We start from the raw sequence: 21,742 nt of genomic DNA on the forward strand, positions 1-21,742 counted from the left end.
TTCTATTTACTATTCTAGTATTCAACTTATACAATATTTTTATCACAACTGTTCATTTCTCTAAATCTAAAATACCTTTTAACTACATTATATCATTTTTATGACATAATTCTTATTTTTTTAAAAGATCCTTTGCGTTATAAGATTAAGTATGTATGACGGAGATAAAGGTACGTTTTCCTTAAAATTCAATGGTTACCATTCCACCGCCTTTAGCATGAAAATTCGCTATATCAATGGAACCACCATGCTGCCTTACAATGGAATCGGCAATAAATAAGCCCATGCCATAATGTGATTTCGAGCTGCGGCTGGAATCGCCCTGATAAAACTGCATTGCCGCTTTTTTCAAGTCTTCCGCAGAGAATCCCTTTCCGCTGTCCACAACGGTAAATCGAAATTTATGCTTTTCTGCCGATACAGAAAACTGAATCAATCCACCATCCGGGGAATAATCCACCGCATTGGATACAATATTCATAATTGCCCTTTGCATCAAGGAACTGTCCACATTGATAATCTCCGGCAAATCCTTTTCTTCAAACTCAGTTTTTAAGTGCTTTATTGAAACAAGCGCATGGATTTGACTATATAGTTCATCTAAAAAAGTTTTAGTATTGACCTTTTCCCGTTGAAGTAAATAGCCCACTTCCGCTTTGGATAGTTCAATCAACATCTGAACATACTGTTCCATTCCATCGGTGTTTTTCAAAATATAATGGGTAAACTCCCTCTGTTCTCCCGTTTGATCCGTATCATTTAACATTTCTGCGTTGCCTCGGACAACAGTAAGTGGTGTTTTTATATCATGGACCAAGGCTGAAATCTGCATTTTCCGCCTTTGCTCAATCTCCCATTGTGTTTCTAGTGAGAACTTTAACTCGGTTTTCATACTTTCTAAAGACCGCAGGGCTGCGTCTATTTCTTGTATGCCGCTATACTGAACTTCAAATTCAAGATCTTTATTCTGAATTTTCTCCGTAGCATTTTGCAGTGGGATCAGTTTACGACTGATCTTTCTGCCATAAAACCGGGAAAGCAAGATAATTTCAGCAAGGATAGCGGCAAGAATTGTCCAGAAAAGAACGATTTCCGGTGCGGGCAGATGTTCACGCAAGAATTCGGCAGAAAACTGGGACAAGGCTGAGTATTCAACAATACAGATCTCATTTTGTCGTTCAACAGGGAAATAGCATTGAGCATTTAAGCCTGTCATAAGCGATATACCTGAGGTTCTTCTTCCGCTTTGAATTACCTTCCATGCAGCATCAGCTTCGGATTTGGTCATGCTCCCTGACAAAAACTCTCCATTTTTGCTTACGACGGCATATTCGCAGGTTTCAGGAATCAAATCCGCACTTACGGTTTTTGCAGACACAATCTCAGTTTTTTTACTTTCAATATTATCTTCCACATCTCCCACAGAAATAAGAAAGCCTGTTTTCCATGAAGTAAAAAACAATCCTACGCCAATCAATACAATTAACAGGAAGCCCACAAAAAGAGCCAGTAAATACTGAACAAAAAATGTTCTAAGTTTGATATTTTTATTTCTCAGTCCCATTTGTATCCAATCCCCCATACAGTTGAAATGGTCGCCAGCTTATATAGGGCCAGCTTTGCCCGGATATTCTTTATATGAACAGCAATTGTAAAGCTGTCGCCTTCAGCATCGTAACCGCATACGGCATCGTAAATTTGTTCTTTAGTAAAAACCTGGCCACGATTTTTCACGAGGAATTCACAGATGCCATACTCAATTTTTGTAAAAGATAATCTCTGTTCATTTACCGATACTTCTTTTGCCGCAAGATTAAATTCCAAGCCTGATACAGCTAATATATTCCGCTTCTCACGAGTTTCCCTGCGCAGATGTGCATTTACTCTCGCACGTAATTCTCCGATGCCAAATGGCTTTTTTATATAATCATCGGCACCTAAACCTAGGCCGTACATCACATCAGCTTCCAGAGTTTTAGCAGTTATAAACAGAATCGGACAATCTACCAGGTTTCGCACCTTTTGGCAATAGGCAAAACCATCAATATCCGGCATCATAACATCCAGCAATAGTAGGTTAAACCGATTCAAGCTGCTTAGCTCCACCCTTTTAGGTGATTCAGCAATGGTTACAAGATGGCCGTCTTTTTGTAATGCATTTTTTACGAGAGCCAAAATATCCAGCTCATCATCAATGACAAGTATTTTAGACATAAGCGTTTACTCCCTTCTAATTTCACATTCCAAATAAATGCATCAATTTAATTATTCATAAGATTTTCTGCCTTCCCAGCTTTTGAACCAGAAAAGGCTTAGGATAAACGCAGCTACCGTTGCTAAAGTTGCCACGATTAAACATTTGTGTATTTCTTCATATCCAAATGTCGTTGATGGGTTGAGCCATGTGAAAACAAGATTGTCACAGAGACGTGCACTCCAGGCACAGGGAATGTAGTACCATTTTCCGTCTCCAAGTCCCGTCAAGGCCAAAGCGGAAATCAGGCTTTCCACCATTCCGATACCTATAGAAGTCCCCCTGCCATATCTGAGGCTGACAAACAGATGCAGAATATAGAGAAAAATGTTTCCAGCTATGAGCAGACCCCCTGCCTTGACATACATCATGGCTGGTATTGTCTGAAAGCCAACCGCAAACACCCCTATGGCAATTATAATTGATAAAATCCCAAGCAGAAGCAGGACTACCAGCTTGCTTGCGTATGCTGCCTCGCGTGATTTTACACCGCACAGCATTGTCTGAAAACTTCCGGCCTGTCCTTCCTGCTCCGCCGCTTTGCCTGTGATCAGGCCAAGCATTAACGGAAATGCAACACCCATCACCTCAAGATACCCGCTGATTTTTGCCTCTGCCTTCCAAGAGGACATTGAATAATAGGCGATAAACAGGATGGCTGCGGTCAAAGGAATCAATGCGTGTATCCACAGCATGGATGTATGCCTGAATTTATAAAAATCGGAACGAATACAACGTATGAAAGTAAGCATATTACTTTGCCTCCTGTCTCTGAAACCAGTTGGCAGTCACAGCCAGCAGTAGAACAAATAGAGTAATGGACAAAACAATACCCACTGGAAGAACACTAGGGTTCAGTAGAGCATTCCACTGTGAAGCCATGGTACCGTTTGGCAGGATACCGAGTACCGGACACATCAGCCGCGTGGCCCAGCTATATGGGCAAGCCCACCAGAAGTCTTTTGTTGCTGCGAAAATACCCAGCACAATCCCCATACCTAGGTTTATAATCACCGCCGCCATGAGACCGAATTTCTTTGAAAGAAACAGACAAAATGGAATCTGCCAGAGCGAGACAACAATTAGAATCAGTGTTGCTACTGCCATCTGTGTGATGGAGATGGTGGCTGCAGGGTTAATCAAAAACTTTCCTAAAATCATCCCTACAAGGTGCAGCATACAGGCAACCAAAACATACACAGCAAGCAGAAAAACTTTGGAAATCCAGATTTTTTGAAGCGGAACCGGAAGTGCAAAAACTGTCCGGTAATGCAGCTTTCTTTCTTCTATCTGGTTAACCAGCGCTGTGGCAAGGGTAATAAAACCTGGCAGGATGATGGCATACCACCAATTATAGCCATTTTGTACAAGGTACATGCCGGAAATACTTGCAAGTAGCACCATGAGCAGCGGTGCAATTAAAACCAGCTTCTTTGCAAAGGTTCTTCGGCATTTTAGATTTTCTGCTTTAATATAATCCATCATGTTAATCACCTGCCTTTTTGCTGTTTGCAACTACCTGCATAAACAGCGATTCCAAATCTTCTCCGGGGTTTATTTTAGCTTCGTAACCTAATATCCCATTGCTGATAATGCCGATATGATCAGCAATCAGTTCCACTTCAGAAAGAATGTGGCTTGACAGGATCACCGTGATTCCTTGTTCGGGAAAAGACCTGATGAGCCCTCTTAGATCCTGAATGCCGATTGGGTCTAGACCGTTGGTGGGTTCATCCAGGATAAGCAACTTCGGATGATTCAGTAATGCCATTGCAATGCCAAGACGCTGCTTCATTCCCATAGAAAACTGTCCAGCACATTTTTTCCCGGTATTGGTCAAATCAACAATTTTCAGGACCTGGTCCATTCGGCCATCTGGTAACCCCAAAAGAAGCGTGCGTACCTTCAGATTTTCCATTGCGGTGAGATTCTCATAAAGCGGGGGAGCTTCAATCAGAGCACCTATATCTGTAAGGTCCTTCCGGCTCCATGGGTGCCCTTCAAATATTATTTTCCCCGAAGTGGGATGGAGCATCCCAGTAATCATCTTTAAGGTGGTGGATTTTCCTGCTCCGTTGGGCCCCAGTAAACCATAAATGGAATTTTCCATTATAGACAGTGATATGTTGTTGACTGCAGGTTGTTTTTTAAAGTCTTTGCATAAGTCTTTTGTTTGTAAAATATACGAATTCATAAACATCTTCCTTCCTTTTGTTTAATACTTACTATAAGGAAGAAATTTAAAGAATCTTTAAAGAAATCCAAATTATTTTTCGCCTGGAAAAATGGGACAACCTACACCCATGCGATCTCAACAGGCTAAAACCCATAACAAAAATCTGTCGCACTAATTTTAGTGCGACAGCTCCTCGTTTAATATATTGATATAGATCCAATTTAGGGTATCCACTTTCGTTTAGACTTTTAGTCCGTATCTCTAAACAAATATTTTTCAAGAGTTTTTACTGATATTTTTCCGTCTTGAACATCCTGAAGAGTTTCATTTGCTGCTTCTTCACCAAATTCATCATAAATGCTGGAATAATCCTCCGCTCTTTTTGTTGTCATTATTGTTGCTTTTTGAGTTTAATCGTTGTAGTCGTACCCATAGCAGAAGCCCCGTAGCTTAATACGCCGTTTTGGTATGTCATAGTTTTAGTATCATCACTCGAAGCGAGCAAAGCACCTTCAGTTTTACTATGGTCATTTTTCAAGGTCCATGAATAAGGTTCATCAGCAGCTGTTGGGGCGACAAAAGAACCCGCCCAATAAAGTGATTTTGTGTTGCCGTTATCACTTACCCAGTAGATTGTAATCGTGTCACCACTTATTGTTGCAACTTGATAAGAAAAAGTGCAAGCTAAATTGTATCGTTTTCGTAGTGATTATATCATATACTCGGCAATTTGAATACGGCTTAAGGATAGAAATTTGTGTCAAGTTAAAGTGGACAATTTATTTTTTAAATTTTTCAAAATATGATTCGCTAAAACTTGACTTCTTATTTTATTTGGACTATCATAACTTATTATCAATTTGGTGCTATATGCTATTTTGTGTTAGAATATAGCATAATATAATAATAATTAAGTTTGATATAGATAAGGGGGAAAATGGCTTTATAAGCTGTGTTATATGAAACAAATTTTGCATTTAGGTTTGGATGTAGGGTCAACAACTGTTAAATTTGTGGTTTTAGACAATAATGCTGAAATACTTTACAGCAAATATCAGAGACATTTCTCAGATATAAAAAATACTATTTTTAAACTTATCTGTGAAGGATATAATAAGTTTAAAGATAGCAAAGTTACAGTAATGGTAACAGGCTCCGGAGGGCTTTCTGTAAATAAATGGTTACATATACCATTTATACAGGAAGTTACTGCTTGTGTTAGTTCCATTGAAAAATTTATACCTAATACAGATGTTGCAATTGAACTCGGAGGAGAAGATGCTAAGATAACTTATTTAAGCGGAACCATGGAGCAGAGGATGAATGGTTCATGTGCAGGGGGAACGGGATCTTTCATAGATCAAATGGCATCCCTTCTTCAGACTGATGCTTCAGGATTAAATGAACTTTCAAAAGGACATGAGGTTATATATCCTATTGCCTCACGCTGCGGTGTTTTTGCAAAAACAGATATTCAGGCATTATTAAACCAAGGAGCTGACAAACATGATATTGCAGCTTCAGTATTTCAATCAGTTGTAAATCAAACAATAAGTGGACTTGCCTGTGGAAGACCAATAAAAGGAGAAGTTGCATTTTTAGGAGGTCCATTAAGTTTTTTATCTGAACTCAGAAAAAGGTTTATAAAAACACTAAAATTAAGAGATAATGATGTAATATTCCCTAAGAATTCCGAATTATTTGTTGCTATAGGGGCTGCAATTGCTTCAAAAGATACAGATGTCATCTCATTTGAGGACTTGAAGCAAAGAATTACAGGCTTAAATTCTTTACCAGATTGTGAAGTAGAAAAGCTAAGGCCTTTATTTTTAAACCAAGAAGAGCTAAATGAATTCAGAAAAAGGCATGAAAGCCATAAAGTAAAAAGAGGAGAGATATCAACTTATCATGGAAAATGCTTTTTAGGCATTGATGCAGGCTCCACAACTACAAAAGCAGTTTTAATTGACCAAAAAGGTACAATGCTTTACTCATATTATGGAAGCAACAAAGGTAACCCATTGGCACTTACTGTTGAAATACTAAAGGAAGTATATGCTGTTTTGCCAAAAGATACAAAAATAGTTAATTCTGCTGTTACAGGTTATGGAGAGGAACTCATTAAAGCAGCACTTCATATAGACATAGGAGAGGTTGAAACTATAGCTCACTATAGAGCTGCAGAGTTTTTTCTTCCTGGTGTAAATTTTATACTTGACATTGGTGGTCAAGATATGAAATGCATGAGAGTAAAAGATGGCGTTATAAATAGTATACTTTTGAATGAAGCATGCTCATCAGGTTGTGGTTCGTTTTTGGAAACATTTGCACATTCATTAAATATGGAAGTAGAAGATTTTCTTAATGCAGGACTCACAGCGGACAACCCTGTTGACCTTGGCTCAAGATGCACTGTTTTTATGAATTCAAAAGTTAAACAGTCTCAAAAAGAAGGGGCAACAATTGGTGATATATCTGCAGGGCTTTCATATTCTGTTATAAAAAATGCACTGCTTAAAGTTATAAAGCTACGAAATCCCGATGAAATTGGAGATAATGTAATTGTACAAGGAGGAACTTTCTACAGTGATTCAGTGCTTAGGAGTTTTGAACTTATATCTGGCAAGGAAGCAGTAAGGCCAGATATTGCAGGGCTCATGGGTGCATTAGGTGCTGCACTGATTGCTAAGGAAAATTATAGCGAAGGGTATGAAACAACCCTTATTGATACGAATGGATTAGATTCCTTTACATGTAAAACATCAATGAGAAGATGCGGAGGATGCACAAATAACTGTCTGCTTACAATAAGCAACTTCCCTAATGGAGAAAAATATACTACCGGAAACAGATGCGAAAAAGGCATAGGTCTTAATGAAAAGAAAGAAAATATACCTAACCTTTATGATTACAAATATAAAAGAATTTTTGGGTATAAGCCTTTGAGTATTAAAGAGTCTGAAAGAGGGACAGTAGGAATACCAAGAGCGCTGAATATGTACGAAAATTATCCATTCTGGTTTACATTTTTTACTAAGCTTAAGTTCAGAGTGGAATTATCGGCACCATCATCAAGGGCTTTGTATGAAAGTGGAATAGGAACTATTCCCTCAGAATCAGTATGTTATCCTGGCAAGATGGTGCATGGGCATATAATGGATCTTATAGGCAAAGGAATAAAATTTATATTTTATCCCTGCATATTTTATGAAAAGAAAGAACAGCAGGATGCCAATAATCATTTAAATTGTCCTGTTGTCATATCATATGCTGAAGTTATAAAAAACAATATGGGTGAACTTAATGAAAATGGAGTTAACTTTGTGAATCCTTTTCTTTCTTTCGATGATAAGGAAAACCTGGAAAAAAGGCTCTATGATATACTAAAAAAAGATTTTCATGTCTCAAGAAATGAGATAAACGAGGCTACTAATTGTGCATGGCAAGAAAAGGAAAACGCAAAGCAGGATATAAGAGACAAGGGAGAGGAAGTTTTAAAATATTTAAAGGAAACTGGGAAAAAAGGCATAGTACTTGCAGGTCATCCATATCATATTGATCCTGAAATAAATCACGGAATTCCTAACTTAATTACTTCACTGGGTATGGCGGTTTTAACAGAGGATTCTGTAGCTCATTTAGGAAAGGTTGAAAGACCTTTAAGAGTGCTTGATCAATGGACATACCATGCAAGACTGTATGCTGCTGCCAGCTTTGTAGCAGAACAAAAGAATATTGAGCTTGTTCAATTAGATTCATTTGGATGTGGATTGGATGCTGTAACTACAGATCAAGTACAGGAGATACTTGAGAACTATGGTAAAATTTATACCTCACTTAAAATTGATGAAGTTAGTAATTTAGGAGCTGTAAAAATTAGATTGCGTTCTTTAAAAGCTGCTATGGAAGAAAGAGATAAAGACAACTTTAAGCCTAAGAAGAAGGGTTCAATGGCAAAAAAGGTTGTTTTTACTAAGGAAATGAGAGAAAAACATACTATCCTTGCTCCTCAAATGGCTCCTATACACTTTCAGTTTATACAAGAAGCTATGAACTCATGCGGCTACAACTTTGAAATACTCCCATCTGTTGACAGAAAAGCAATAGATGAAGGACTTAAATATGTAAATAATGATGCCTGCTATCCGTCAATAATTGTTGTTGGTCAGATTATTTCTGCACTAAAATCAGGTAAGTACGATTTAAATAATACCTCAGTAATTATGACGCAGACAGGAGGAGTTTGCAGGGCTTCAAATTATATAGGTTTCTTGAGAAAGGCTTTAAAAGATGCAGGCTTTGGAAATGTGCCTGTAATATCTGTAAATCCTGCAGGATTAGAGAGTAATCCAGGTTTTACATATTCAATGGATATGGTCAAAAAATGTATGATTGCACTTTTATACGGTGAACTCCTTATGCAGGTAGTATACCATGTAAGACCTTATGAGAAGATAAAGGGTTCTACAAATAAATTATATGAAAAATGGGTAGAAAAATGCAAGGAATCCGTAAGAAGTGGTGATAAGGGCTTATTTAAGAAAAATATAAAAGAAATAATATACGATTTTGATAACCTTGAAATTAATGATATTAAAAAGCCTAAAGTAGGACTTGTAGGAGAGATTCTTGTAAAGTTCCATCCAATTGCAAATAACAATATCGTTGATTTACTTGAAAAAGAAGGTGCTGAAGTTGTTGTACCTGATTTAACAGGTTTTCTTGAATACTGCGCATATAATGAAAAATTTAAGCACAAATATCTTTCAGTGAAAAGGCTGAATAAAACAATAGGTGATCTTGCAATACTTTATATAGAATTTTTTAGAAGAAATCTAAAAAGTTTACTTAAAAAGAGTAAAAAATTTGAGCCTCCAACAACAATAATGCATCTTGCTAAAATTTCTTCTCCCGTTTTGTCACTGGGAAACCAAGCTGGTGAAGGATGGCTTCTTACAGCTGAAATGATAGAGCTTATGGAAAGCGGCGTTAATAATATTATATGTATGCAGCCATTTGCATGCCTGCCTAATCACATAACAGGCAAGGGCATGTTAAAGACACTTAAAGCTAGGTATCCGCAATCAAACATTACTGCTATAGATTATGACCCGGGTTCCAGCGAGGTAAACCAGCTGAATAGAATAAAGCTTATGCTTTCAACAGCATTTAAAAATTTGTATAAAGAAGAATAGGACGAGAAAAACTTTTCTGCTGATAATTAAAACAGCATTGTTCCACATATAAACCATTCACATCTATGGTTACGGTAGATGTGAATGAATAAAACTGAAAACAAACAAGGCACTCTACAAAATATAGATTTAGAGTGCCTAACCCCTTTCAATGTATAAATTTTGATACAATCCATCCTATAACCAACAACCATAAGACTACAATTGGTATTGCATAGTACCACTTTTTAGGCTTTCCATCTTTCCACATATTTTCTGCTTCTATTTTACATTCCTTCATTATTTCATCTGGAATAAATTTTATAGCTAAAGCTGCCAACAAGGGAAGAATGATAAGATCATCTAGATATCCTAACACAGGTATAAAATCTGGAACCACATCAATGGGTGATAACGCATATCCTACAGTTATCACCGCAAAAATTTTAGCAATTATCGGTGTGTCTTTTCTCTTTATTGCGATGAAAAGGGCTGGAATGTATATTTTTATTTCATTTGCTTTCTCCTTAAGATTCATCCTATCGTACCCCTTAATTAATTTTTTATCTCTGGGGTTACTCTATCTTACATTTCTTTACAAGTGCCTGACCCCTTCATACAAACATCTGTTGTAGTAATGATTTCTTTTGTTCTTTCAAGTGATTTAACTTACGTTGATTAAGGATGATAAGGTTGTCGAGTTGTTGAAAAAACTCTCCGATCTGAATTTGCTCTTCTTCTTTCGGCAACGATATTTCTAAATTTCCAATTTGCTCTAAAGATAAATTTGGTTGTGCACCTATCGTAGGATTTTTCTTAATATAAACACTTACTGCTTTACCCTTAAGGTATGTCGTAATGTAATTCAGGCAACCATTTTTAAGTCTAATAATTGCTAATGCTTGATTAGTATTAGCAGGCAAAACATCTTTATTTACAATGGCTACACGACCTAAAGTACCAGCTATAGAAAAAAGAATATCATTTTCTTGTAGCTGTGAACGCTTCAAATATCCCTCGTGTTCTTCCTTTGTTATTTTTGCTGTTGATATTATTTCTCCGGAGGATGGATCAACATTCTCGATTTTAATAAAGTTAATGTTTCCATTGCCTGATTTATCTAACGGAGTTGTACCTTTTGTTATTAATGACGAGAGTTCTCTCAATTTACGCTGTTCCCAAGGGTCAGTAAATCCTGGGAAACGAAGTTCTGGAAAATCTTCTCCATTTTTCGGGAACATTTTTTGTAACAAACTTTTCTTCCTATCTTGCAAATGATTTAACTTACGCTGATGAAGGGTGATAAGGTTACCGAACTTAATAAAATAGTCTCCAATTTTTTTCTGCTCTTCATATTTAGGAAATTTAAATGGCAATGTTGCAAAATCGCTATAGCTAATACTTCTTCCATCTCTAATTCCATATGTAATTAATTCCAATCTTTTTATAAAAGATTCTGAACTAAAAATGTATTTCCAGAAGTTATCATAATGATTGCTTTTATCAACAAAATCTATTACGGTATAAGCTGGAGATGTGATTCCTTCTATATTTGAATGAGCAAAACCTCCTTGAAAAGAACGTAAATGAATTACAAATTGTCCAGGCATTACCCTTTTATATCCAACTTCATTTTCTTTATTATGAGAAATATTAATTCCTGAGTCATCCCTTTTTATCATTCCCAATTCTTGGCTTGCAGAAAGTACAGGAAGTTCCGGATGATTTTTATCAGCTACAGTAAAAAAAATATCACCAGCCTTACGCCGTTCCCAAGGGTCAGTAAATCCTGGAAACCTTATTTTAGGTACATTCGCTTTGTTTTTATCCATTTTATCTCCTATCTTAACTGTCAATTCATAGTCAACAATTTAATAATTAATTTTAAAGTATCATTAGATATAATTTAGATTTCAGCGGTTTTCCATAGCATCACCTTGAATTATTCATTTCTTCTATAGATTTATGAATCTCCTCTATTATATAATTTTCTAAAGAACCTATTATTTCAATTGATGTAAATACTATTCTGTTTTTATACCTTCCACTTTCAGCTTTGGATGGTTGTTCTAATATAAATTCATTTCCCTCTAATTCTTGGTTTTCAATATTACTTAGTATATATCTTTTTTTACCATTAAGCTTTAATCTAAATAAAATGTTAAAATAGCATATGTCTGTATAAACTCCAGTATGTCTCATTTTTAGGGGTTCTATATCTACATTATTACTTTCTAAAATATTCTTTATTTTATTATAAACTTCTGATTCTATATCACTTTCAATATTAATATTATTTGTTTTATTTAAACAGTTAGAAACTGTCACTTTCTCAAAATCCTCTGTTTCTGCCCTAATAGAATCATCCTTTAATAAATTTAACATTATTTTGTATGGTTCTTTTTCCTTTTCTTCTGGAGATAATTTATTTAGGTATGTTTCACATTTTAAATAATCATTTTTAACATACATAAGCATAGCCCTATTCCATCTATAAGCATTCCAGTAACTTTTTTTACTCATTAATATCATACCTATAATATCTAATACAATTCCAAATATAAGTAATGCTGATATAGATGTTCCTAAAATTATTAAAAACAATCCTAAATAAACACAATAAGCAGGTTTATTTTTAGCACTTGTATCTACACCTAATGTATTTTCTAATTCTAATATTTTATTTCCTGACCGAGCAACACTATTACTATTATTACTTCTTTTATAATTTTGTTTTTTAGTTGATTTATTACTGCTAGCGACTCTTACTATATCATTAACTCCAAATGTTGTTTTATTGTATACTTTATTATACGCAGCCTTCTTAGGATCCTTTACCCAACCCATACCCTTTTTACCATACCCCGGTATAACAGCTTTTTTAACTGATCTCTTCGCTTTTCCAATTGTCCTGGCTTTAACTGATTTTTTTAGGCTTGGTTTTCTCATACCAACTTTCATACAATCACCTCATATTAATAGTATAATACTTTTGGAAAATCCTTTGAGCTTTAAGCCGTAAGGGTTTTCTTTTCCCCTTTAAATTGGTTTCACCTCAAAATTTTATATTGCACGAAAATACACGAAAATATATAAAATATATAAAATATGTTATTACCCCCGGGGTAAGCTTCCGCTACCACTTGCTAATTTCTACAAAGTATTTTACATTTCCTTACAAGTGCCTGACCCCTTATATATGCGTTTTAATTCCTTAACATCTTTTATTGTAATACTTTTTGCGTTATATTCAATCAACCCTTTTGACCGCATTTTATTTAGCTCACGTGATAGCGATGGACGCTGGATTCCAAATTTTTCAGCCAATTCTTTTTTGGATAGCCTCAAAAAAATAGTTGTGTTTTTTTGGATGCTATACTCACATAGCAAAAATTCAATAATGCATTTTCTAATGGTCTTAGTTGATAGTGCCTTAATCTTACCACTAAGAATTAGTGTTTTATCGGAAAGAGATTCAAGAAAATTTTGCAAAAAACCATCATTAATCCGGCATAAGTATAGAATCGGTTGCTTACTTAAATATAAAATTTCAGTATGACATTTAGTAACAATTGTAAATGGATAAGCATTGTTTCGTGAAAACAATAAATTTTCTCCTATAGAATTCCCAGCAGTAAAATCACATATAACAGACATATCACCGTTTGCATCAATTTTTTGAATTTGAATATGTCCGTTTAAGACAATGTCAAGACCTGTACAACATTCCCCTTGAAAGTGAACAATGGCATTAGAAGAATATGCAGTTATATTGGCAGGATATTTTTTAAATATTTCATGGAGTTCTTCATAAGTTAAGCCATTAAAAAGTTTTGTGGTAACCAATAATTTTATGATATGATCAAGTTTTGACATTTTTCCCTCCAGATAGTAACCATGGTTACTTTTTTTTTATAAATTTTATTGTAGTATATAAATTAAAATAAAGCAAGGAGGATCATTAAAATGAACGACATGCAACATAAGCAAATTGAATCAGTGAATTCTATATTAAACAAAGAATTTCCTCATATGCCTATGTCTTATTTTTTGACTGTATGGCAAGAGTATTGGAATAAAAAAACTAATCCAGATATTCCAAATATTGTTGTTATGGATATGGGTATACCAGATATTTATATACGTGCCTTGGAATTAAACACGCATTATATTTTTGGGGGATCATATCAAGAAAATTCTGTTACACAGGAAATATTCCCTCAAATTTCTGATCCTATCGTTAAGTCAGCATTTAGTTTATTGGTTTCTGAATATAATCCTCAACAAAAACAGTTAACAGTGGTTATGCCTGTACACAATATCACTGCACGCAAAGCCTTATCTTTTTTGTCAGAAGCTGGATTTAACGTTCTTTCTGCAGAGCAAAACATATTTCTTTCAAAAGAAATTTCTGATGAATTTATTGATGAACAAAATGAAATATGGTACACACTGCAACAGACTGTTCAAAAAGCAGTTGCTCCGAAAAAGTTGTTACAATATGCTGAGGCAATAAATGGCGCATATCATGCATTAGTAAAACTAGAAGAATCAAACTGTCCTACATTTCTTACTAGTTTCATTCGCCAGACTTATTATATGGTGTCTGATCTTGAAAAATGGAGTATGGAGGTTAGGCATATAGCAGAAAAATCATCACCCAAAACTGAAAACCAATCGCTGCTTCTTACCGGATCGCCAATTTTGTTTCCAAACACAAAACTGCTTTCCATCCTTCAAAGTTTGGGTCTTGAAAAATATCAAAACCATTGTGCTGTTCCAAGACCATGTATTTATGATGATTTATTAAATTCAAAAGATATGCATATAAACTCATTATATAGCAAATTACATGAAATTCATTATTGGGCAGTTAATCAAGATATAAGTCATAGCTTTATTGTTAATGCAGATGAAATAAAACACAGCAGTGGAGTTATTTATCATTTATTAAAAGGGCAGTTATCCTATGCTTATGAGGCAGAGCAAATAGAAAAAATATGTATTGATAATGGCATTCCCTTTGTTTTAATAGAAACTGATTATACGGACGCTGATACTGAACAAATAAGAATAAGACTTGAGGCTTTTACGGAACTTATTATGCAGTCATCCGCAAGTTAACACAAGATAGAAAGGAGTATTTATATGTATCATCAGTTAAAACAAGTAAATTTACGCTTAAATATTTACGTAAGGAAGCATTTATCACCCAAGGCAATAAGGCACTTGAAGACTGCTGCTTTGGTAATTGTTCTATTGACTTTGATTGCTTTTATATCAAGTCATGGAGTTGGAAGCAAAAATGCCATGTCCCCACATGCAAAGGCAGGGCATTCAATTTTCTCAATATTAAGCGTTACAGCAATTGCAGCATTAACTGCTTTTACTATGTACCTTTTATATCGAAGAAAAATAAAAGCAATTCAAGAGTTGCCTATATTAAGACAGGAGGAAAAAGATGAAAAATAACAAAATCACATTATTTCGCATACTGTGCTTACTGGTTGCTACTCTTTTTTTCATGTTTTTGATTAAGGGATTCAGCATAGTTCTTCTCTTAGTAAGCCTTACTTTAGCCTTGCTGTTTGGGCGTTTATGGTGCGGTTATATCTGTCCATTAGGTTTTTATCAGGAACTTTTATCTCGTTTCAGAAAGAGATTCCGCCTACCATCTATGCACCTTTCACAAAAGGCAAAATGTGCTTTAAAGCCAGTAAAATATATAGTATTAGTGGGATTTATCCTAAGTGTAGTGGTATGGGGAGTAAGACCCATTATTTATCTTCGTCCTGATCTTGCCATAGCTAGCCCCAATCTTAAAATATGGACTACTGTTGTTATAGGAATTATCACGGGAATTTGCTTTTTTAATGAACGCTTTTTTTGCAAAATTTGCCCCCTTGGTACTTTAAGAGGATTTGCAAATAAAATCAGCATTGGAAAAATCAAAAAGAAAGGAGCAGCATGTACCTATTGCCGCGCTTGCTACGAGAATTGTCCTATGGATATTAAAGAAATCTTTGATGACAGAAGCAAAACGGATTTTGTTCATGCCGATTGTATATACTGTATGAAATGTATTGAAGCCTGTCCCGAACCAGATGTGCTTTCCTATACAGTAGTGGGCAAAAAAATTTTATCATCAAAAAGAGAGATTAAATAAGGAGGTGCTGATATGAATGAAAAAGCAATAGAAAGATTTAAGCGAAACGTAGTGCGTATTTCCAATGGTACATTAAATCAGCTAAATGATTCAAAACCCTTGCAGGAGATGGCTTACTTTACAAATATACTAAAAAATGCTTTTACAAACTTCTCTGAAAATCCAAACACCTATATAGGAAGTTACTGCGTTATGGTACCGAATGAGCTGATATATGCCTTTGGCTATACCCCCATGCGGTTATGCTCTGGACATAATATAGCAGCATTGTTTGGAGATGAATTGGTGCCAAGAGATGCATGTCCACTTATAAAAGCATCAGTTGGATTTCAATTTATGAACATTTTACCTATTTATAAGCAATGTAAAGCTGTAATTTTGCCACTTACATGTGATGGAAAAAAGAAGAGTGCTGCTATTTTGGCAAAAAAGTTGCCAGTCATTCCTCTGCCAATTTCTACAGATAAATCTGAGAAAGGATTTAAGGATGATTATAAAAACCTGATTGCCCTCACCAAATCATTATCCAGCTTTACAGGCAGAAAACTGGATAATCAAAAACTAGTGAAAGCTTGCAAAATGGTCCGAGATGCGCAAGATGAAGTTTATCTGCTGGCTAAATTGCTTGCTTCTGATAATCCACCATTAAAGGGCACTGAATTTTTGGCAATTGTCAATAGCTACAATTATGCCAATGTTGAAGAATGGACAGGGCAGCTAAAAAAACTAAATCAAGCATTGATTCGTAAAAAAGAATCTATGCCTATGGCAAAACGTAAAAAGATAAAAGTTTTTTTAGCCGGATCACCCATTACTTTCCCTAACTTTAAAATACCCTTTCTTCTTGAAGAACTTGGGGCGCATATTGTAGGTGATGAAACTTGTATGTCAGGAAGAATGCTTTATGATCCTGTTGTGCCAGACAATTACAGCACAGACGGTATTTTAAGAGCATTAGTGTCAAGATACATTTCAGCATGTACTTGTCCTGTCTTTGAGCAAATGGACGATGCCATGTTAAAATTAGAAGAAAGGTTGAAACAAACTAAAGCAGAAGGAATTGTCTACCATGTCCTTCGTGGATGTACTCCCTATGATTTTGAATTGTCAAAGGTAGAAGAATTAGGACAAAAGTATAATATCCCAGTTTTAAGGATAGAAACAGACTTTTCTTTGGAGGATTTAGAGCAGATCAAAATTAGATTGGAAGCATTTATAGAGATGCTTGAACAAAGGAGATAATAAAATGGATAATTATTTTTTGGGAATGGATGCAGGATCAACTTACTTAAAGGCGGCACTGATAAAGGATGAAAAAATCATCTCCACAGCCGTGCTGCCAACTGGAATAGACTGTGAAAAAACTGCGGAAACACTTATGAATCATATCTGCACGGAAGCAAATATCAATGAAAATCAAATTAAAACAATTACTGCTACTGGCTACAGCCGACGAAACATTGAAGTTGCTGATAGTACAATTTCTGAAATAACCGCCCATGCTAAAGGAGTAAAACTAACAGCCCCTTCTGGAATATGTCCTCGTCTTTTAATTGATATTGGAGGGCAGGATAGCAAAATCATAAGCCTCGATGCTCATGGACAAATTCTCAATTTTACAATGAATGATAAATGCGCCGCTGGCACCGGTAAATTTTTAGAAGTGGCTGCTGATCTATTGGAAACTTCAATTGATCAAATTGCTTCTCTTGCGGAGAAAAGTGAAAATCCATGTCAAATCAATAGCACTTGCGCAGTTTTTGCACAAACAGAAATAATTTCTCTTTTAGCGCAGAAAAAAAGTCGTAATGATATTTTGGCAGGAATGCATCGCTCCATGGCAAACCGTATAGCTAAACTTGCCAGAAAATACAAAACCAATGGAGATATTTTAATGACAGGCGGCGGTGCTAAAAATGAAGCCCTACGTTTAGCTCTGGAAGATGAGCTACTTTGTGATATCCATGAAGCAAATTATCCTCAATTTAATGGAGCTATCGGTGCTGCTTTAATTGGAAAGAAAAGATACGAAAAAAATAAATAAATATGTATGCTTATGCAGTAGCAGACGATCTGCCCACCATTGACCTTATATTTAAAGTGAATTATAATTATTTAATAAAATTAAATTTTGCACAACCAGAGCTGAATCAGCTTAGGATTAGAAAGGATGAAATAGATTGAAAATAGCAATTGTCACTGGTGCTTCTTCAGGAATAGGACGGGAATTCGTGCGCCAGATCGCCAGAAAAGAACATCTGGATGAAATATGGGTCATGGCCAGGAGGGAAAACAGGCTGAATGAACTGAAAAATGAAATAACCGAGACCATAATAAGACCGATTCCGCTGGATCTGATAAAAGAGGAAAGCATAAAATCTATTGCTGCTCTTCTAAAGGAAGAAAAACCGGATGTGCGCATCCTTGTCAACGCTTCCGGCTTTGGAAAATTTGGTACCTATAAAGACCTTTCTCTTCAGGAAATCAACAATATGATCGACCTGAACTGCAAGGCGGCCGTCAATCTTACAATGATTACCCTACCCCATATGAATAAGAACGCACGAATCATTGAAATCTGTTCGGCTTCAGCGTTTCAACCTTTGCCTGGGCTTAATATTTATGCCGCAACAAAGGCTTTTCTTTATCACTACTCACGAGCCCTCAGATGGGAACTCTTCCCACGCCGGATCAAGGTTACGGCCGTATGCCCCGATTGGGTGAAAACTGAGTTCTGTAAAGTGGCGGCAGATACGAAAAACGGGCATACCGTCAAGCATTTTCCCTTTGCAGTGGAACCCAAAAATGTTGTCGCCTGCGCACTGTTTGACAGCCACCTGGGATTGCCAGTGTCCACTTACTCTGTGGCTTTCATTCACCGGATTTGTGCAAAGTTCATTCCCCATGAAATCATTATCGCTATTTGGGAAGCCCTTCGCAGGATATAATGTATGACGGGGGACGATTCATAACATCTCCCTGGTACATTAGCACTTTCTTTGATTTTCTTTGTGAGGTCTTTAAGAGCAAAACTAAAAAAAGTCAACCTCATTCATAATCAAGACACTGCGCTCAGCACATTGCATAAATCTATATTATCAAATATAGAAAAGTTAAGAAAACATTGGTTCCAACATATCTAATTGAATTGTTAAAATATTTACATAACGCTTCAAAGTCACCTTTATAATTAGCACAAAATATTGCAAACTTATGTTCCTCTATTTAATAGATTTCTGTTTCAAGTCCAATATACTCAATTCATAAATTCAAATCATTCCGTTTCACCATACCTTCTTGTCTTATCATATCCGACTTTCACGTCACAGGCATACTTTAAAGGAAAACTTCACCTTCATTCAGATTTTCAGTTTCTCTGATAGATACTTCTAATAGCTCGTTAACATCATTCATGCTGTCCTCTCCTTATCAAATAACAATATCAACAACATTGTTAATAAGATTATATATACATTACCAACTTTAGTCAATTTACAAAAGAAAAACTGCCAACTAAAAGAATCTATCTCTCGATTGGCGGTCGGTCATCAATATTATCTCCTTCTGCAATTGATATTAATAAGATAATAAAGTATACTATAAATAATTTTGATAAATAAAAAACAAAGTAATATAAAATGAAAGGAGGACGTAGTAGACAATATTTTGTGTATAAGTAGTAATAAATATTGTATTTATGTCATTTATATATTTGCTAAACAGTCTACTACTAAAAATAAATCATATCATGGATGATATATTAAATCTTCAACAGGCTTGCAGTTTTTTAGGTGTAAGCGAAAGAACAATAATAAAACTTTTAAAGGAAGAACATATACCTGCAAGAAAGATTGGGAGAGAATGGCGCTTTAGTAAAAATGCACTTATTGAATGGATATCATCAGGGGATTCCTATACATACAATAACCGTGAGGATCCATATGCCATATACGAAGATAGTACTGGAAACTTAAAGGAATTAATGAATACTATATCAACAAAACTTGCTAAATTAAATGAAACTAATGATATAAGGACAATAGTAGATGGCATTAATGATAGCATAACCATACCAGATAATCTGAGATTGTCTGTTAGCTATAAACAAAAGGGAGATTTAGAGAGGCTATCCTTTAAGCTTTGCTGGCCTCTAAGAGATGATTTTAAAATAAACCCATAGATAGCAAAAAACTAAAATGGGGTTAATATTAACCCCAAGTCAATTTCTCAAGCTCAATATGGCTCTTGTACCAATCATCCATCTCTAGCAATTCCTCTGGTGAGCCTACATTTTTAATGCTGCCATTTTCTAAAATAACTACTCTATCACTTACAACCATAGAGGATAAACGATGGGAAATGGACAATATAGTATGAGAGTAACTTGCTTTTTTAAGTACAGATACAATCCTCTCTTCTGTAATAGAGTCAAGATTTGATGTAATCTCATCTAAAAGTAGTATAGGAGGATTTAATACAATTGCCCTTGCTATTGCTAAAAGCTGCTTTTGGCCCTGAGAAAAAAGTGAATCATGCACAACAATAGTATCTAAACCATTCTCTAAAGACTCCACATACTCTTTAAGGCCTACAAAGTCTACTGCATTTTCTATATCCTCCCTTTTAATACTATTATCCTTAAGGCTTATTTGCTCTGCTACAGTTCCATTTATAATAGAAATACCTTGATCTACATACCCAAATATTTTACGTTTTTTTGAATTTGGTACATCATAAACATCAACACCATTTATGGTTATACTTCCCGAAGACGGCTTAATGAGTCCCATAACAAGCTTAAATAATGTGGTTTTGCCAACGCCAGTCCTTCCGATAAAGGCAACCTTTTCATTCTTCTTTATATCAAGATTTATATTTTTAAGTACATAGTCATCTTCCTCATACTTGAAGAAAACATTATTAAAAGCTAGCATAACATCTTTATCTGATTTCATTATATCTCCTACAATCAGGCTATTATCCTTTATGCCATCTTCTGGTTCATTATAAAAATCGTTTACCCTATATATACCAGATATTGCCCGCTGTATGTTTTGAAGCTCCATACCTAAGTTGTCAATTGGTGAGAATAGGTTGGATATTAATTCAATTGATGCTGCAACCATACCAGGGGATATACCCAAATAGTTTAATTCTTTAGATGATAATACCACAATGAATCCAATAATTATTGCCTTAGTTATCTGTACTATTGGAGAATATATAGAATCATAAAAATTAACCTTCTCTATGGTTTTATAGTTATCTAGCAAGTAATTAGTATAGTTTTTTTCCATATATTCTTCCTTGCTATAGGATTTAATCATCTGTATATTTTTTAAGCTTTCAGAAATGTGGTTATTTACCCTGCCTACTAATACCCTATTTTGGATTTGGGCCTTAAGCATCCTCCCTTGGAAAAACCTCGTGATGCCATATATAATTGGAAGCAATAGCAATGTTATAATACCTAGGCTACTGCTAAACATCCAAATTGAGATGACTATTCCAATAATCTTAAAGCAATCAACCATCATTCCAATAATACCATCTGTAAATAAAGAATTAATAGCGTCCACATCATTGGTAAACCTTGATACAATTGCACCTGAGCCATTCGATGAGAAAAATAGTGTATTTATATTCTCAAGCTTTCCCATCATGTCATATCGTATTTCCTTTGTAATCTTTTGACCTAAAATCGTAAGTATTACCTCTTTTAAAAACTCAAATACGCCTATGAACAAAAGTGCTCCCATATAAGCAAAAGCTAATGCAAGCAGCTTGTTATTATTGCTGCTATGGCTATTTTGTGCAAGCATATTGTCTATTATATATCTTAAAATATGAGGAGGAATTAAACTTGTAATAACAGCACCTAAAACAGCAAAGGCTAGTAATATAACCATCCCTATATTTTTCTTAAAGACCTTAATCATTGACTTTTTAACTAGATTATTATCTTTGTCCAT

At 35.2% G+C, this 21,742-nt stretch carries 19 protein-coding genes; 8 read left to right on the forward strand and 11 right to left on the reverse strand.

The genetic code is table 11. The annotated features are described in order from the left end of the window. Nucleotides 1–181 precede the first annotated feature (181 nt). The 6 genes from CLLI_RS09790 to CLLI_RS14530 form a co-directional block, all read right to left on the reverse strand. Nucleotides 182–1,564, reverse strand: a complete 1,383-nt coding sequence (locus CLLI_RS09790) for a sensor histidine kinase (protein WP_106064037.1) — start codon at nucleotides 1,562–1,564, stop codon at nucleotides 182–184. Then, nucleotides 1,555–2,214 carry a response regulator transcription factor gene (locus CLLI_RS09795; protein WP_106064038.1) on the reverse strand — a complete coding sequence of 220 codons (660 nt, stop codon included), beginning with the start codon at nucleotides 2,212–2,214 and terminating at the stop codon, nucleotides 1,555–1,557. The genes CLLI_RS09790 and CLLI_RS09795 overlap by 10 nt, the downstream gene beginning before the upstream one ends. Nucleotides 2,215–2,265: 51 nt before the next feature. Then, entirely contained in the window at nucleotides 2,266–3,006 is a 741-nt protein-coding gene (locus CLLI_RS09800; protein WP_106064039.1) for a lantibiotic immunity ABC transporter MutG family permease subunit, read from the reverse strand. Nucleotide 3,007: 1 nt separating this feature from the next. Then, the gene (locus tag CLLI_RS09805; protein WP_106064040.1) at nucleotides 3,008–3,739 is read right to left on the reverse strand and encodes a lantibiotic immunity ABC transporter MutE/EpiE family permease subunit; all 732 of its coding nucleotides are present in this window, start codon (nucleotides 3,737–3,739) and stop codon (nucleotides 3,008–3,010) included. 1 nt (nucleotide 3,740) lies between these two features. Continuing rightward, nucleotides 3,741–4,448, reverse strand: a complete 708-nt coding sequence (locus CLLI_RS09810) for a lantibiotic protection ABC transporter ATP-binding protein (protein ID WP_106064041.1) — start codon at nucleotides 4,446–4,448, stop codon at nucleotides 3,741–3,743. Between the two features lie 230 nt (nucleotides 4,449–4,678). Continuing rightward, nucleotides 4,679–4,822 (reverse strand): hypothetical protein, encoded by a 144-nt coding sequence (locus CLLI_RS14530; protein WP_170063697.1) that lies wholly within the window; start codon nucleotides 4,820–4,822, stop codon nucleotides 4,679–4,681. Between the two features lie 567 nt (nucleotides 4,823–5,389). Here CLLI_RS14530 and CLLI_RS09820 point away from each other — a divergent pair. Next, nucleotides 5,390–9,625 carry a 2-hydroxyacyl-CoA dehydratase gene (locus CLLI_RS09820; RefSeq protein WP_106064042.1) on the forward strand — a complete coding sequence of 1,412 codons (4,236 nt, stop codon included), beginning with the start codon at nucleotides 5,390–5,392 and terminating at the stop codon, nucleotides 9,623–9,625. Between the two features lie 148 nt (nucleotides 9,626–9,773). On the opposite strand, the gene CLLI_RS09825 is transcribed toward CLLI_RS09820, so the two are convergent. The 4 genes from CLLI_RS09825 to CLLI_RS09840 form a co-directional block, all read right to left on the reverse strand. Continuing rightward, entirely contained in the window at nucleotides 9,774–10,142 is a 369-nt protein-coding gene (locus CLLI_RS09825; RefSeq protein WP_106064043.1) for a YkvA family protein, read from the reverse strand. Between the two features lie 76 nt (nucleotides 10,143–10,218). Then, the gene (locus tag CLLI_RS14715; RefSeq protein WP_207655095.1) at nucleotides 10,219–11,436 is read right to left on the reverse strand and encodes a restriction endonuclease subunit S; all 1,218 of its coding nucleotides are present in this window, start codon (nucleotides 11,434–11,436) and stop codon (nucleotides 10,219–10,221) included. A gap of 100 nt (nucleotides 11,437–11,536) precedes the next feature. Further along, nucleotides 11,537–12,565, reverse strand: coding sequence for a hypothetical protein (locus tag CLLI_RS14720; RefSeq protein ID WP_207655096.1), 1,029 nt, complete (start codon nucleotides 12,563–12,565; stop codon nucleotides 11,537–11,539). Nucleotides 12,566–12,769: 204 nt separating this feature from the next. Beyond that, nucleotides 12,770–13,480, reverse strand: coding sequence for a Crp/Fnr family transcriptional regulator (locus CLLI_RS09840; protein WP_106064044.1), 711 nt, complete (start codon nucleotides 13,478–13,480; stop codon nucleotides 12,770–12,772). Nucleotides 13,481–13,570: 90 nt separating this feature from the next. On the opposite strand from CLLI_RS09840, the gene CLLI_RS09845 reads away from it, so the two are divergent. The 7 genes from CLLI_RS09845 (at nucleotide 13,571) to CLLI_RS09875 (ending at nucleotide 19,950) form a co-directional block, all read left to right on the forward strand. Beyond that, nucleotides 13,571–14,728 carry a 2-hydroxyacyl-CoA dehydratase family protein gene (locus CLLI_RS09845; protein WP_106064045.1) on the forward strand — a complete coding sequence of 386 codons (1,158 nt, stop codon included), beginning with the start codon at nucleotides 13,571–13,573 and terminating at the stop codon, nucleotides 14,726–14,728. A gap of 24 nt (nucleotides 14,729–14,752) precedes the next feature. Further along, entirely contained in the window at nucleotides 14,753–15,076 is a 324-nt protein-coding gene (locus CLLI_RS09850) for a hypothetical protein (protein ID WP_106064046.1), read from the forward strand. After that, a complete protein-coding gene (locus CLLI_RS09855) occupies nucleotides 15,066–15,770 on the forward strand; it encodes a 4Fe-4S binding protein (protein ID WP_106064047.1) in 705 nt (234 codons plus the stop codon). Before CLLI_RS09850 ends, CLLI_RS09855 begins: the two co-directional genes overlap by 11 nt. Nucleotides 15,771–15,782: 12 nt before the next feature. Continuing rightward, nucleotides 15,783–17,012 (forward strand): 2-hydroxyacyl-CoA dehydratase subunit D, encoded by a 1,230-nt coding sequence (locus CLLI_RS09860; RefSeq protein ID WP_106064048.1) that lies wholly within the window; start codon nucleotides 15,783–15,785, stop codon nucleotides 17,010–17,012. 4 nt (nucleotides 17,013–17,016) lie between these two features. Continuing rightward, nucleotides 17,017–17,814, forward strand: a complete 798-nt coding sequence (locus CLLI_RS09865) for an acyl-CoA dehydratase activase (protein WP_106064049.1) — start codon at nucleotides 17,017–17,019, stop codon at nucleotides 17,812–17,814. 136 nt (nucleotides 17,815–17,950) lie between these two features. Further along, complete coding sequence (locus CLLI_RS09870; protein WP_106064050.1) at nucleotides 17,951–18,718, forward strand: SDR family NAD(P)-dependent oxidoreductase; 768 nt, start codon at nucleotides 17,951–17,953, stop codon at nucleotides 18,716–18,718. Nucleotides 18,719–19,518: 800 nt separating this feature from the next. Continuing rightward, nucleotides 19,519–19,950 carry a helix-turn-helix domain-containing protein gene (locus CLLI_RS09875; RefSeq protein ID WP_106064051.1) on the forward strand — a complete coding sequence of 144 codons (432 nt, stop codon included), beginning with the start codon at nucleotides 19,519–19,521 and terminating at the stop codon, nucleotides 19,948–19,950. Between the two features lie 28 nt (nucleotides 19,951–19,978). Here CLLI_RS09875 and CLLI_RS09880 read toward each other — a convergent pair whose 3' ends face one another. After that, nucleotides 19,979–21,742, reverse strand: a complete 1,764-nt coding sequence (locus tag CLLI_RS09880) for an ABC transporter ATP-binding protein (RefSeq protein ID WP_106064052.1) — start codon at nucleotides 21,740–21,742, stop codon at nucleotides 19,979–19,981.

Source organism: Clostridium liquoris, assembly GCF_002995785.1.
Lineage (GTDB): Bacteria > Bacillota > Clostridia > Clostridiales > Clostridiaceae > Clostridium_AO > Clostridium_AO liquoris.